The 12,938-nt window shown below is 59.1% G+C and carries 14 protein-coding genes, 2 tRNA genes, 1 rRNA gene and 1 pseudogene; 13 read left to right on the top strand and 5 right to left on the bottom strand.

The features are described 5' to 3' along the window. Together rrf and ACSFDB_RS11330 are read left to right on the top strand one after the other, a co-directional pair. Window positions 1–113 (top strand): 5S ribosomal RNA (rrf, locus tag ACSFDB_RS11335); the annotation flags it as partial. A 156-nt stretch (window positions 114–269) separates the two neighbouring features. Then, window positions 270–345, top strand: a tRNA-Cys gene (locus ACSFDB_RS11330). A gap of 390 nt (window positions 346–735) precedes the next feature. On the opposite strand, the gene ACSFDB_RS11325 is transcribed toward ACSFDB_RS11330, so the two are convergent. The 3 genes from ACSFDB_RS11325 to ACSFDB_RS11315 all read right to left on the bottom strand — a co-directional run bounded on the left by ACSFDB_RS11325 (window position 736) and on the right by ACSFDB_RS11315 (window position 1,812). After that, a tRNA-Lys gene (locus tag ACSFDB_RS11325) sits at window positions 736–809 on the bottom strand. A 109-nt stretch (window positions 810–918) separates the two neighbouring features. Beyond that, window positions 919–1,614: a DUF7119 family protein gene (locus ACSFDB_RS11320; protein ID WP_440771083.1), complete on the bottom strand. Its 696-nt coding sequence runs from the start codon at window positions 1,612–1,614 to the stop codon at window positions 919–921. Between the two features lie 51 nt (window positions 1,615–1,665). Next, on the bottom strand, window positions 1,666–1,812 hold the full coding sequence (locus tag ACSFDB_RS11315) for a DUF8595 family protein (RefSeq protein ID WP_175529387.1): 147 nt from the start codon (window positions 1,810–1,812) through the stop codon (window positions 1,666–1,668). Window positions 1,813–2,554: 742 nt separating this feature from the next. On the opposite strand from ACSFDB_RS11315, the gene ACSFDB_RS11310 reads away from it, so the two are divergent. The 9 genes from ACSFDB_RS11310 to ACSFDB_RS11270 all read left to right on the top strand — a co-directional run bounded on the left by ACSFDB_RS11310 (window position 2,555) and on the right by ACSFDB_RS11270 (window position 8,779). Beyond that, a complete protein-coding gene (locus tag ACSFDB_RS11310; RefSeq protein ID WP_440771082.1) occupies window positions 2,555–2,863 on the top strand; it encodes a DUF6360 family protein in 309 nt (102 codons plus the stop codon). 86 nt (window positions 2,864–2,949) lie between these two features. Beyond that, a complete protein-coding gene (locus ACSFDB_RS11305) occupies window positions 2,950–3,444 on the top strand; it encodes a YciE/YciF ferroxidase family protein (protein ID WP_440771081.1) in 495 nt (164 codons plus the stop codon). Window positions 3,445–3,732: 288 nt separating this feature from the next. Next, entirely contained in the window at window positions 3,733–5,193 is a 1,461-nt protein-coding gene (locus ACSFDB_RS11300; protein ID WP_440771080.1) for a sodium-dependent transporter, read from the top strand. After that, a complete protein-coding gene (locus ACSFDB_RS11295; RefSeq protein WP_440771079.1) occupies window positions 5,193–5,510 on the top strand; it encodes a DUF8026 family protein in 318 nt (105 codons plus the stop codon). Before ACSFDB_RS11300 ends, ACSFDB_RS11295 begins: the two co-directional genes overlap by 1 nt. 119 nt (window positions 5,511–5,629) lie before the next feature. After that, the gene (gene rimI / locus ACSFDB_RS11290) at window positions 5,630–6,112 is read left to right on the top strand and encodes a ribosomal protein S18-alanine N-acetyltransferase (protein WP_440771078.1); all 483 of its coding nucleotides are present in this window, start codon (window positions 5,630–5,632) and stop codon (window positions 6,110–6,112) included. A 106-nt stretch (window positions 6,113–6,218) separates the two neighbouring features. Further along, window positions 6,219–6,647, top strand: a complete 429-nt coding sequence (locus ACSFDB_RS11285) for a DUF5810 domain-containing protein (RefSeq protein WP_440771077.1) — start codon at window positions 6,219–6,221, stop codon at window positions 6,645–6,647. A 25-nt stretch (window positions 6,648–6,672) separates the two neighbouring features. Next, a complete protein-coding gene (locus ACSFDB_RS11280) occupies window positions 6,673–7,083 on the top strand; it encodes a DUF5809 family protein (RefSeq protein ID WP_440771076.1) in 411 nt (136 codons plus the stop codon). 132 nt (window positions 7,084–7,215) lie between these two features. Continuing rightward, a complete protein-coding gene (locus ACSFDB_RS11275; protein ID WP_440771075.1) occupies window positions 7,216–8,100 on the top strand; it encodes a hypothetical protein in 885 nt (294 codons plus the stop codon). Window positions 8,101–8,167: 67 nt separating this feature from the next. Next, the gene (locus tag ACSFDB_RS11270) at window positions 8,168–8,779 is read left to right on the top strand and encodes an NUDIX hydrolase (protein ID WP_440771074.1); all 612 of its coding nucleotides are present in this window, start codon (window positions 8,168–8,170) and stop codon (window positions 8,777–8,779) included. Window positions 8,780–8,904: 125 nt separating this feature from the next. Here the strand turns inward: ACSFDB_RS11270 and ACSFDB_RS11265 are convergent, their stop codons facing one another. Further along, entirely contained in the window at window positions 8,905–9,147 is a 243-nt protein-coding gene (locus tag ACSFDB_RS11265; RefSeq protein ID WP_440771073.1) for a hypothetical protein, read from the bottom strand. Between the two features lie 628 nt (window positions 9,148–9,775). Between ACSFDB_RS11265 and ACSFDB_RS11260 the strand changes: the two genes are divergently transcribed. After that, complete coding sequence (locus ACSFDB_RS11260) at window positions 9,776–10,141, top strand: rhodanese-like domain-containing protein (RefSeq protein WP_440771072.1); 366 nt, start codon at window positions 9,776–9,778, stop codon at window positions 10,139–10,141. A gap of 83 nt (window positions 10,142–10,224) precedes the next feature. Further along, window positions 10,225–10,745, top strand: a pseudogene (locus ACSFDB_RS11255) (ISH3 family transposase); the annotation flags it as partial. A 41-nt stretch (window positions 10,746–10,786) separates the two neighbouring features. Here the strand turns inward: ACSFDB_RS11255 and ACSFDB_RS11250 are convergent. Then, complete coding sequence (locus ACSFDB_RS11250; protein WP_440771071.1) at window positions 10,787–11,929, bottom strand: hypothetical protein; 1,143 nt, start codon at window positions 11,927–11,929, stop codon at window positions 10,787–10,789. Window positions 11,930–12,938: the final 1,009 nt, after the last annotated feature.

Raw genomic sequence — 12,938 nt, 5'->3', positions numbered from 1 at the left:
CAGAGCGGTGAGGTTCCTCCCGTACCCATCCCGAACACGGAAGATAAGCTCATCTGCGTATCGCGGAGTACTGGAGTGCGCGAGCCTCTGGGAAATGTGATTCGCCGCCTTCACTCATACTCGGCGGTCCCCTCGGGATCGCCACGCACATTACCCACGGAGCCACAGCGTTGGCTCTGTGGTTTTTTGCGTTTGGACGACACAGTCGCTCAGTAACGATTGTGCCGTACCGCTATGCTTAAACGAACGCAGTGACAACAGCAAGACGCGCCAAGGTGGCAGAGTCCGGCCGAACGCAGCGGCCTGCAGAGCCGCCCACCGCCGGTTCAAATCCGGCCCTTGGCTTTCTATCGCGAACAATCGGTGAGTGTCGGGTGTCATGAGGTTTTGAGTCTTGGGACGAGCGAAGGGACGTCTCTCCGGTTCAAATCGCCCCGTAGCTTCTTACTGAAGCAATTTCACGAGCGATAGAATGCACCTTCGGTAAACCGAGATTCTGCGCGGGACAGTTCTCTCACGTCGCTCAAGTTCGACCAACAAATTTTCAATCGCTGTCATCAACAGCGTCAGTGATCGAGGAGTGACTTCGTGTCAGGAGGGCCGGACGCGATTATGAACTACGCCGAGACGGTCCTGCTCGCTCGTTACACTCGCTGCGCGGGCTGCGACTCGCCTAGTTCAAATCGTTTCCGTCCGGTTCACTCACTGGTTCGCTGCGCTCACCAGTTCGTTGCACGGGCCGGGCGCGATTTGAACACGCGACCGTCTGGTTAAAAGCCAGACGCTCTGCCAGACTGAGCTACCGGCCCCGTAGTTGCTACTTCCGGAGAGTGATGGTTAAACGTTTCTTTCTGCATCAGGCAGTGGCCGTCCTGGTAGTATTTTCACGACAAATAGACGTAACATCCCGTCCGGATACTACTCGAAGTAGTCTTCGAGTGCCTCGCTAACGATGGTTCCGGGTTCGACGCCGTCGATCGAGGCGCGACGCCGGAGATCACGGTAGGTATCTGGAGTGAGCGTCAGTTCGAGTTGGCCGAGCGTGACGTTCTGGTCGATCAACGCCTGCTCGATCGGGACGTCGTCGTTGACAGCGCTCGCAACGCTGCGAACCTCGCGGACGGTGAGGTCGCCGTCGAGTGCGGCCCACGCGAGGAGGAGTCTGGCTTCGCCGCCGACGCGAGCGATGTGCTTGGCTGCAGTCGGTGCGATACGGCCGAGTGCGACCTGTTTGCGGACCGAGCGGGGGAGATCGTGGACGCGAGCCCACTTTCGAATGAAGGAGACAGTTGCGTCGCCGCCGGCCCGCTCCGCGGCAGCCTTGTAGGAGCCTTCGCCGCGGACGAGTGCGGCACAGGCGGCGGCGCCGCGGAGCATGTACAGGTGATCGTCGTTCGTCGAGCCAGCGGCGAACTGACGGACGACTTCGGCGGCATCGGCGAGACTGCCGGGATCGTCGGGATCGAACTGCACGGCTTCGCGGGCGCGCGTTCCAGTGACCGATTCGTCGCCGCGGATAACTGGTGCACCGACGGGGGACTCTCGGTCCGTCGGGATCGATCGACCGCTGTCACGACGATTGGCGCTCCGATCGCCGGGCCGATTGTCAGTCATACCTCCGGTACGGGCTTCGAGGTCAAAAAAGTCGCTGCCATGGCGAATATCTCACTCGTCGCGCTGCTCGGCGAGATGCTCCCAGATTTCCGTACAGCCAGCACCCTCCTCGATGTCGTCGAGGTGGGCGTCGTCACGCTCCGCTTCGTCCTGCTCGTGCTCGGTTATCTCTGGTTTGCATTCGGCCGCGTCAGTCATGGATACCCTTTCGAACGCGGAGGGCATAAGTACCGCTTCGTCTGCAAGCGATACCCGTGCTCGGTCTTATCGGTTAGTGCTGCCGCTATCGTTGACGCACTCGAGTCTCGTTCGTGTCGGAACGGTTGTCGCAGATCGCCGTTACAGATCGAAGGCTCCGAAGTGACCTATCGGTACTATCGTCGTATTCGGCCAGTGCCGTGAGCGGCGGAGAATCTGTAGGCGTTCACTCGACATTTCGTACAGCCTCGAACTGTGGTGTCTTCGGGGCCGTGACCACAGTTCTATCGGGGGATCTCGAGCGAACGCTTCGTAACGGGGTTTCCCGTCGACGGACGACGGGAACAAGTGACGGCTCGTTTCAGGTCGAACGTCCAGTTTTGACAACTTGGAATCGCACGTCGAACGCCGTCAGTGCGGGTGGATCGCGCGAGGGATCGACCGTTGGTGCCCGAAGAGGTCGGCAGGCGTGAGTCGCTACGTTCGATTTTATAGGCAAATGGTGCCGATACGCGGGGCGATGTTTTGTATGGCACATCGAGGATGAACGGTGCTATCGCGACACCCGGGTAAGTCACTGTCACGGGAACACGGCGGGAGCTCCAGGCCGGAGGCGGATTCGTGGGGATACATTGAATCGTGTTCCGCGGTTGGTGGAATAAATCCAGCGCGTCACGGTGGATTGAGGCCCGACCGTTCGCTCGTCGCGGGGCCTAAGTGATCCCGCCGCGAGCGTTGCAGTATGTCCGATCGACTGATGTCGGTAAACGCCTACACGACGTTGGATTACGTCGAGGCCACAGCGAAGGGCCAGGAGTTCGAGTGGGAGTCAGTTGCCGTCGTGAACGCGACCACCGACACGGAGAATCCCGATTCCGTCCACTTGCAACTCGAGTTCGACAACCTCTCCGAGCGACACCTGCCCAAGCACATGGAGGACCTCGAGTTGACGCCCGAGCAGGCGCGAGCGCTGGCGGCGGACCTCGAGAAACACGCTGCCCGCGTAGAGAACGCGAGTACCGAAAACGACGGCGGCGAAACCAGCACGTAGCTTCGATTCCTGCTCCATCGGCAGCGCCTGCCGTCGCAGGCTGCCGATTCTTTCAGCTCCGTGGCGAACGATCCGCTGGTTCCACGATGAGTATGGACACGATTCAGGACTTGTTCGAGCACGGCCTCGAGGACATCTATCACGCCGAGCATCAGCTGTTGGACGCGCTCGAAGACCTCGAGAAAAACACTGCCCACGAGGACATCGCACGGGCGTTCGCCGACCACCGCGAGGAGACCGAGGACCAGATCGAACGGCTCGAGGAGGTGTTCGACCTCTTCGGCGAGCCACCGGAGAAAGAGGAGTGTGATGGTATCGAAGGACTGATTCAGGAGTATGAGGAGTTCACGGCCGCGGAGCCGAGCCAGGAAGTGATGGATTACCACAACGTGGCCGCCGCGGAGAAGACTGAGCACTACGAAATCGCTGCCTACGGGAATCTGATTCCGCTCGCGGATCAGCTCGGACTGGACGAAGGTGCCAACCTCCTCGAGGAAAACCTTCGGGAGGAACAGGACGCTCTCGAGGAACTGAAGGAGTTGACCGAGCAGTTCGAGATGGACGCGATTCCGGCGGAGTAACTCACCTGTGCCGGACGAACGTGCTGGCGACGACGAAGCCGTCGACACGTAATCGGTGACTGTCGTCTCGGCCGTCGACAATCGCGCGTATGTTTTCGCTGACCGGTAGTCTGATCTCGCCGTTAGCGCCCGAATCAGGATCCGTTTCGCGCGAATCGTACCTGTCTCGAGTGTTCGCCTGTCGATTCCCTGACCGACCGGTAACCCGCTGATAATTCCATGTGTGGTGGTGGCAAGTAGCAAATATATACGTAGCTGGACGTGGTGCGTTTGCCGGGTGATCCGACGATGGCTGATGTCCCAACAAAGACGGCACGAGCGGAGTGGGGAACCCGGTTCGGGTTCCTGATGGCGATGATCGGCGCGATGGTGGGCGCTGGAAACATCTGGCGGTTCCCGTACGTGATGGGTGACAACGGGGGTGGTGCGTTCGTTCTCGCCTTTCTCGTCCTGTTGTTCCTCCTTGCGGTACCGGGGTTGATGGCCGAGGTTGCACTCGGTCGGTACACGAACAAGGGAGTCATCGGTGCCTTCCGCGAGGTCGTCGGGCGAGGCGGGATGGTCGGCTTCGGCGTCGTCGTTATTTTGGTGAACATCGCGCTGATGTCGTACTACTCGCCGGTGATCGCCTGGACGCTGTACTACGCGGTTCACTCGCTGCTGTTTACGTTTACCGCGACCGGCTTCGAGGCCGAGGCGTTCATGAACGGGCTCTTCGCGAACTCGGCGCTGATGATCGGGCTCCACACGGTCGTGATGGGTTCGATCGCGGCGATTCTCGTCCTCGGCATCCGGCGCGGCGTCGAGCGAATCGTCGTCTACGCGGTGCCGGCGCTGGTGATCGCGCTCGTGGTCATGACGATTCGCGGACTGACGTTGCCGGGGGCCAGCGAAGGGATCGCCTTCACCTTCGGTGTCCAGTGGGAGTATTTAACGTTCAGTGACACCTGGATCGCGGCGCTTGGTCAGGCGCTGTTCTCGACGGGTCTCGGCTGGGGGATCGCCCTAACTGTCGGGAGCTATCTACGGGAGTACGACGATGTCCCGCTCGGTGGTGGCGTCTTCACGGCGATCGGTGAGTCCAGTATCGGCATTCTCGCGGCCCTCGCCATCTTCCCCATCGTCTTCGCGGTCGGAGTCGACCCCGACGCCGGGGCTGGCCTCGCGTTCGTCTCGTTGGTCCAGGTCTTCCCCGAGATTCCGCTGGGTGGGCTCGTCGCGATCCTGTTTTTCGTCGGCTTCTTCCTCGCGACGTTCACGTCGGGACTGCTTATCACCGAAGTCAGCGTGACGACGGTGAGCGAGGAAACGCGGTTCGATCGGACCCAGACGACGCTCGGGGTCTGTGGCGTGATCTGGCTGCTCGGTATTCCGAGTGCGTACTCCGTCGACGTTCTCGACTACCTCGACTTCGTCTTCGGGAACTGGGGGCTGCCGCTCGCAACGCTCGCCATCATCGGCATCATCGGCTGGGTCGTGGGGCCGAAACGAATCCGCATGCTCGCGGTCAACCGCAACGCAGGCATCTACATCGGCTCCTGGTGGGATCCCGTGATCAAGTACGTCATTCCCGCGGTCATGCTCTTCATCATGGGCTACTTCGCCTGGGAGAACTACGGCACCGCGGAGATGATCGGCGGCATGCTCGTGATCGTGCTGTTCCCGATCATCGGTTACGCGATCATGTCCGTCGTGGAGGGCCGAGGTGGCCAACCGGATCGCACGGACGTTACCGGAGGTGACGACTGATGGCGCTGACTGCCGAGGTGCTGGCCATGCTCGCGTTCACCCTGCTCGCGTTCTGGGGGATCGCCGCGTGGGCACTCGTCCGGACGCTGCGCCAGGAAGGGCGAAAAGTCGAAATCCTCGAGCACCAGGACCGGATGGACACCTACTCGCCGAAAGCCCTCGCGGAGTTGCGCGAGTGGGTCGAGGCCAACCCCGACGATCCGCTGGTCGACGAGGTCCGCGAACGGCACAACGAGTGCGTCGAGGTCCTCGAGCAGACGGACAGGCGCTTCTACGACTGGTCGGACGCGGAGGTCGAGCGACTCGAGCGGGTCTGACCGACGGCTCGAGTTCGTCCCGTTCGACGGCGTTTGCCCGTTCGACGGCGTTCGCGTATCCGACCGGCGATCGCCCGTCCGACGCTAGTTCTTTTACGATGCCGCCACTACCTGCAGGTGTGACACGGCCGGCTTCCGGAGCGCCACACGACGACAGCGGTCCCTCGATCCGCCCCGCCGAGCGCGCCGATCTGCTCGCGGTTACCCACATCGAGAACGAGTCGTTCGCCCAGCCCTGGCCGTACGACGCGTTCGACCGATTTCTGGGCGAACCGGGCTTTCTCATCGCCCTCGAGGGAGGCGAGGTCGCCGGCTACATCGTCGCCGACGTCACGCGGAACTTCGGCCGAAGTCTCGGCCACGTGAAGGATATCGCCGTCCACCCGGACCACCGCGGCGCGGGCGTCGGCAGCCTGTTGCTCTCCCGGGCGCTCGCGGTGCTCACCGCCCACGGGGCCGACTCGGTCAAACTCGAGGTTCGCCGCTCGAACGACGGCGCGAAGCGCCTTTACCGGCAGTTCGGCTTCGAGCCGTTGCGATTCGTCCCCGACTACTACGGGGACAACGAGGACGCGATCGTAATGATCCGCAAACTCGGCTGATCGTCGCTCGTCGGTCTCGCTGTGTCGGTTACGTGCTGGATCTCGCTCTTCCGTCGTCCAGCCGCGGGACGTGGACGTTTTACCGCGCGCGCTCGTACGGCCGGGCATGGGATACGCTTGCCCCGTCTGCGGCGCCGAACAGGCCGACGCGGCGCATCTCGCGAATCACCTCGCGATCACCGCGTCGCTCGGCCGGGAGGATCACCGCGAGTGGCTCGAGGAGTACGCCCCCGACTGGGGGGACTGCTCGCCAGAGGAGTTGGGCGAGCGCGTCAGTCCGCACGCCCCGGAGATCGAGACGCCCGATTTCGAGAGCGCGAGCCACGGCCACGACCACGGTCGACCGGACGGTCTCGAGGGGGGGATCGCCCAGCAGAGCCGCCAACCCGGTCGCGGATCGTTGACGACGGAAGCCGAGGATGTCCTGCAGGAGGCCCGGGAACTGACGAAGCAGATGCAGGAAACGGACGACGCGGACGACGAGGGGACGGGTGAGATCGACGAGCCCGAGGGAAGCGAAAACGAAAACGCGTAACTGCCCGTCGGCCGTTCGTCCGCGTATGCACACGGTGGGGACGTTCACCTTCGAGTCGGCGGCGGACGCACGCGAACAGTACGACGACGTCGGCCCCGCGGCACAGACCGTCGTCCGCGAGGTCGCGAAAGCTATGGAGTTCGACCGCGAGGAGTACGCTGATCGCGTCTCGAGCGAGGTCATCGAGACCGCCCGCGATGCCCTCTTCGCGAGTCTGCTCGAGGTGCACGTCGGCACGCGCGAGGCGTTCGACGACTGGCGGGAGTCGTACGACGGCGAGGTGTCGATCGCCGGCCACGAGAACGTCGAGAACGTCGTCTGGCACGTCGGTCCCGAGGACGACGCCGTCGCTGCTACTTTCCAGAACGAGGAGGACGCGGCAGTCGCGACGCTCCGGCGGCAGGCGTTCGGGCAGCTGTACCGTGACCTGGTCTGAGGTGCACGATCGGCCCGATTTCGTCACCGATCCGCTTCGTCTGCTCGCGCTTTCGTCTCGAACTCGAGTCCGGTCACTCGCTTTCTGTTCGAGAGAGTAACGATTTTCATAGCACACAGCTAACACGTACGTATGCCTTCCGTTCAGGAGTTGCGTGACGACCTCTCCGACGAGTCGTTGCGGGTCGCGATCTTCGCGGGTCTCGCGACGATTCCGTTCACCCTGGTCCTCTCGTGGGTGCCGGTCTCGAGCGACGTCGTCCCCGCCGGCTCCGTCCTGGGGAACCCCCTGATTCTGGCCGGGTTGTTCGTCGGCTACTACTACAACGACCGACCGACGGAGAGCCGTCGCGCTGGAATGTGGACCGGCCTCGTCGGCTCGCTCGGGGTGGTGGTCGCGACCGTGGTCAACGCGATCGCGTCGATCCCGTCCGCCTCGTCGGAGTTTTTCGCCCTTACCGTCGTCGCGACACCGATCCTCCTCGCGATCGGCGTCGGTTTCCTCGTGGTGTTCACGATGCTCAGCGCGCAGTTCGCCGACTGGGTGACGACGCGGCTTGCTCGAGACCGTCGACGTTCGACTCGGTCGGGTGCCGACGAACACGTCACTGCGTCGCGGTGGTGGCTCCCCGTCGCCGCGTACGCGATTCTGGCCCCGGCCGTGTTTGGCTCTCTGTTCTGGCAGATCTGGGCGACGCCCGGTGATGTCTGGTTGGTCGTCTCGCTGGTGGGTGCCGTCGGGTTGTTCGGGCTCTCGATCGTCGCCCTCGTCGGCCTCTTCGTCGACGCGACCGCTCCACGGGACGAGGACGCGGCCTGGGTCCCGAACGCGCTCTTGTACGCGGGGGTTCCGATCGGAGCGTACGCACTCGCCCACCCGACGGCCGCCCTCTGGACGCTGGAGAACCCGCCCGGCTACGGGATGTACGCGTTCCTCGGCGTGCTCTGGCTCACGTCGGTCGTCTACCTCACTCACCGACACCGGTACGTCGGCACGCTGTCGCACCACTTCGCGTAGCGACGCTCTCAGTCGGTCGCTCGAGCGAACGGCACCTATTACCTGCTCGAGGCCGACGTCACTCTCGATGACTGCACCCGACGAGTGGGAGCTTCGCGAGGAGGTTACCGAGTACGAAACCGGCTGGTACGACGGCGGCTACGACCTGCTCAAGCAACCCGACGGAACCGAGAAGCGCTACTACTGGGCCGACCTGCCGCCGGCGGTCGTCGTGGTCGCCCGGATCGATGGCACCCTCGCCGCATCCGTCGGTGGTGGGGGCGGAACCGAGGACGGAAGGGACGCCAGCAGCGGCAGCGACGGCGACCACCTCCTCTTCGTCGAGCAGTATCGGCCGGCGATCCGCAAAACGCACCTCGAACTCCCCGCTGGCATCGTCGAGGACGGCGAATCCTACACCCACGCCGCCGCCCGCGAACTCGAGGAGGAGACCGGATTCAAGCCCTCGAGCACCGCGCTCCTCCAGGAGTACGCGGTCGCGACGGGCGTGCTCCGACACGACCGCGGTATCGTCTACGCCGAGGGGCTCGAGCCCGGCGAGCGCGAGTTGGACAACAACGAGTTCCTCGAGGTGACGACGGTGCCGATCGAGAAGGCCCTCGAGCGCGCTCGCGAGCAGCCGGCGAACGACTCGACGGTGTCGGCGCTGTTGCTGGCGAAAGAGGACGGCGTGCTCTGAACGAGGTGGCTCGAAGCAGTCGTTCGGGAACGTGTTGACCGGCCGGGGCCGTATCCGATTCACTGAGGTTCTCGCTTGGAGTATCAAAAAACCGCTACCGATGCGTTTCACCGCCACTGACCGGCCTATTTCGAGCCGAGTCCGAACGGGAGACGGCTGCGTTCGCGGCCCCCGGCGCCCTCGAGCGGTCGCTCCTCCGCTTCGATGCTCGCGGCGAGCGCCAGTCCCACGACGGCAAGCATGATGATCGCGCCACCGAGGAGTGTCACGAGCGTGAGACCGCCCAGCGAGAGTCCGATCACGAAGACGACGGTGCCGACGAGTTGCAGGGCGAACACCCCTTCAAAGGGAATTGATTCTCGGTTCATACGTGAATAGAGGCGCTCTGCGTAGATAACGGATTCATACGAACGGACAGTATCTCCGGCGGACTGGCTGGTTCGCCGGCCCCGTCACTGTCGTCCCGCGGGTTGTCCCTCATCGTCTGCTCACGGGTTGCACGGCTCCCCGTTCGCTATCCGCGGTTCTCGCTCACTTCGTTCGCTCACGGGTCGCACGGCTCCCCGTTCGCATTCCGCGGTTCTCGCTCACTTCGTTCGCTCACGGGTCGCACGGCTCCCCGTTCGCTATCCGCGGTTCTCGCTCACTTCGTTCGCTCACGGGTCGCACGGCTCCCCGTTCGCTATCCGCGGTTCTCACTCACTTCGTTCGCTCACGGGTCGCACGGCTCCCCGTTCGCTTTACCACGGTTCTCGCTCACTTCGTTCGCTCACGGGTCGCACGGCTCCCCGTTCGCTTTACCGCGGTTCTCGCTCACTTCGTTCGCTCCGAACCGCGCTCGCTCCGAACCGCGCTCGCTCCGAACCGCGCTCGCTCCGAACCGCGCTCGCTCCGAACCGCGCTCGCTCCGAACCGCGTTCGCTCCGAACCGCGTTCGCTCCGAACCGCGAGAATCGACCCGTGGGCTTATTCTGTCCGAGTTCCAACGCGCCAGTAATGGACGGCGAAATCTCCCCCGACGAGGTCAAAGACCTCCTCGAGGACGGTGCCGACGTACGTATCGTGGACATTCGCGATGCACAGAGCTTCACGCACAGCCACATTCCCGGCAGCGAGAACGTTCCGTTCCACGAACTGACGAGTCGCGTCGAGGAGTTCGAGGGCGACGACCACATCGTCACGGTCTGTCCCCACGGCAAGGCCAGCGTGCAAGCGGCCCAGCTCATCGGCTCCTACGAGGGCACCGCGGACGCCCGCGTCGAGAGCATGGCCGGCGGACTCGAGAAGTACGGAATGAAGTACGGTCTCGCCCGTGCGGAGGAGGAGACGGACGAGTCCGCGAACGCGGAATCCCCGTTCTGAACTCTCGGCTCGGTCGTCGGGTCCCGAACCGAGATTCAGTACTTCACAAAGCTGCTTAGTTAGAACGTCTGCTTGCTGTGAATGTGCCTAACGAACAGCAAGCAGACAATGTGATCCACGAAGACTAGCTCTTAATTTTCTCGTCAACGTTCTCACCTGCGCATTTACTACGAACCTTGGAGGAAATGCTGAAATCGACCCAGAGGACATTTTCGAGGTCCTCGTCGGCGCGACCGCTGACGTAATCTCGATCTCCTCGCTCTGCGAGAAGAGCGAAGACGCCCCTCGGCAAACGACGTTCTCTATCACCTACGCACCAAGTTTGACCTAGAAACTATCGAATCAACCGGGAACACGCTTCTCCAGTAAGATGTCCCCGAAACCCTCCCCAGCAGGTGGAAGTCGTCACTGACCTCCACCTGGGCCCTGCTACGGTGACAAAGACGGGACTGACGGGCTCTACTACAGTGAGGCCAAAGCAGGAATGACTGCGTTCCATGCCTACGTTACACTCTACGCCCGCGTGAACAACAAGCGATACACCCTGGCGGTGCACCGTCTCACCGACGGCGACACCGCCAGCGATGCCCTCGCTGAGTTCCTTTGACTAAAACTCCACCTTAATCAAATTTATCTATATGATAACTAAACTTCCTTCACATCTAATTCTGGTGTGCGAGTAGCCGTTTCAAACACGTGAGTAATATTTGGATCACGACCATCGGATGGACCATTATATGTCCAGTGCCAGTCAACAGACCACTCAAATTCTTTTACCGGAGAATCGGTGCTTGTATCTACAGTTAAATAGACACCATCATTATCTTCCTGATCAGTCGGAAATTCATTTTGATTTAATGTCCATTCCGAATATGAATGGTTATATTCAAAGTCTGTGTTGCTTAGACTTAATTCAGTTGAGATGGAAGGTCCGGCTGACACCACTCCCATCCCTGTGCTGAGACCAACGTTAAAGTTAAACGAGGACCCATCAGAACCATTCGGACGTTCAGACAAGAACTGAATATCAGGATCTTCCTCATCATCCAAATGGGGATTTAATCCAGGAATACATGTGACAAAATAGTCAGTAGGATACACAGATATGCTTGCATCTTCTGGCGCTGTTGGTTTTGTCGAGAAATATGATTGTATATTCCATCGTGTGAATGTATTATTAGGAAGTTGATCTCTATCATACCTCTCATCTACCTTATTAGATGCGTAGCTGATTAATCTCCAGTAATCGTCCCTCTCGGTCCCATGGACACTACTATAACTAAAAACCCCATATTCATTATCAGAATTAGCACTTACATTCCCATCTGATGATTTATTTATGCCAACATCTTCCTCTGTTTCTACTTTAAGCTTGATGTTTCGTGTGGGACCTGGTTGAGATTTCGCCTTATCATGGAATAGTGTGAATCCGATTGCGTCCCTGGATTGATCACGAATAACACCTGAAACAGTACGTCCGTATGTTACCCAACGACGTTTTTCGGCTGGGATCGCTTGATCCTCATCCTGTTTCACATAATCCACATACATACGTTGTACCGGCCCATTACCGGTTTTTACATTGTCTGGAGCTTGCCGATTAACCAATCTTTTTTCTAATCCTGACTCACTATCTTTATTAACCGTCAATTCTCCACTAAAACCTGATCCAGACATCTCAAATTGACCAACAGCATTGCCAATAATCTCATGTGTTCTCGGATCGTATATAACTCCTGAATATTCATTTCCTGATTTAGCTGATCCAACAGTGCTACCAGCTAACAATCCAACCGCGCTAATACCACACGTCTTTAATATATTTCTTCTATATCATTTCATGGATACAGTTAGATGTATCACCATTATATAATAAAGCTTTCCAATTTTAATAATATAATTGAAATATATAAATTTATTAAATAATTTTATCCATCGATAATATAATTGGTCGCTTACTATGTTTTGATGAGGAATGAATAATATAAGTACGATTCTAACATTGCCAACTTCCAGCAAGTGCCCCATACCCCGTGTCTATAGATAGTACTGGTTCTCGACAAAGGAGTTTGTCAAATTCAAATTCTAGAACTAGTTCTCCTTTTGATATGACTACTATATCTCCACGAGAAATCTGAATCGAATTAGAATACTCTTCAGATGGGTGTAAGTCTACGGATTCGAGGTCAGTTTTAGTGCCATCTTTGTCAATATAGTATTCAGTATACTCTACACTATTACCATCGTTCCTTATTATAATCTTTCCAGTAGTTGTTCCAATCTCAGTACACCCTGACAAACTTATAACTGATCCTAGTGTTATAGCGCGAAAGAGGTAATCACGTCGCTGAGCATAACCCATACTCTTAGTGTTTCACTTAATATCATATACTTTTCTACAGTATTCAAACTTATTACATACTTGTAGAGACACTACATTGCTGGATCGTTGTATTGAGATCTTAGTATTGTTAGCGTACTTTCGTACGTCCTGCGCCTACAGCATCTGTTCTGGTCATCCGTCTTTAGTTAGGAGAAGAATCGCTGTACGGCAGTAGCTTATCGAGGCTTCTTTTCGTGAGGATTGAAGAAGCCGAGTCTGTGCACGACAACGGCTCTTCATTTGAGCAGAGGTGAGGTACTGAGATTGGGAATCAGCCGAGTCGCCCGTAAGTTGTTCGCTGCCGCCTCAATTTCGATTTCCGTCGCGTCGACTGATCGCACCGCTATCCGGCCACTGCCGGCTGAAAAAGAATCACAATCGCTGTGAGGCGATTCGCGAGTCGATCGTGACGCT

The organism is Natronorubrum amylolyticum, from assembly GCF_052040145.1.
Classification (GTDB): domain Archaea; phylum Halobacteriota; class Halobacteria; order Halobacteriales; family Natrialbaceae; genus Natronorubrum.
The sequence above is the reverse complement of the archived record's forward strand: the minus strand, read 5'-3'. Positions and strand labels throughout refer to the sequence as shown.

Coding starts and splice junctions, on each gene's coding strand:
- ACSFDB_RS11320 (WP_440771083.1), bottom strand. CDS start 1,614: ATGACTGACAATCGGCCCGGCGATCGGAGCGCCAATCGTCGTGACAGC.
- ACSFDB_RS11315 (WP_175529387.1), bottom strand. CDS start 1,812: ATGACTGACGCGGCCGAATGCAAACCAGAGATAACCGAGCACGAGCAG.
- ACSFDB_RS11310 (WP_440771082.1), top strand. CDS start 2,555: ATGTCCGATCGACTGATGTCGGTAAACGCCTACACGACGTTGGATTAC.
- ACSFDB_RS11305 (WP_440771081.1), top strand. CDS start 2,950: ATGAGTATGGACACGATTCAGGACTTGTTCGAGCACGGCCTCGAGGAC.
- ACSFDB_RS11300 (WP_440771080.1), top strand. CDS start 3,733: ATGGCTGATGTCCCAACAAAGACGGCACGAGCGGAGTGGGGAACCCGG.
- ACSFDB_RS11295 (WP_440771079.1), top strand. CDS start 5,193: ATGGCGCTGACTGCCGAGGTGCTGGCCATGCTCGCGTTCACCCTGCTC.
- ACSFDB_RS11285 (WP_440771077.1), top strand. CDS start 6,219: ATGGGATACGCTTGCCCCGTCTGCGGCGCCGAACAGGCCGACGCGGCG.
- ACSFDB_RS11280 (WP_440771076.1), top strand. CDS start 6,673: ATGCACACGGTGGGGACGTTCACCTTCGAGTCGGCGGCGGACGCACGC.
- ACSFDB_RS11275 (WP_440771075.1), top strand. CDS start 7,216: ATGCCTTCCGTTCAGGAGTTGCGTGACGACCTCTCCGACGAGTCGTTG.
- ACSFDB_RS11270 (WP_440771074.1), top strand. CDS start 8,168: ATGACTGCACCCGACGAGTGGGAGCTTCGCGAGGAGGTTACCGAGTAC.
- ACSFDB_RS11265 (WP_440771073.1), bottom strand. CDS start 9,147: ATGAACCGAGAATCAATTCCCTTTGAAGGGGTGTTCGCCCTGCAACTC.
- ACSFDB_RS11260 (WP_440771072.1), top strand. CDS start 9,776: ATGGACGGCGAAATCTCCCCCGACGAGGTCAAAGACCTCCTCGAGGAC.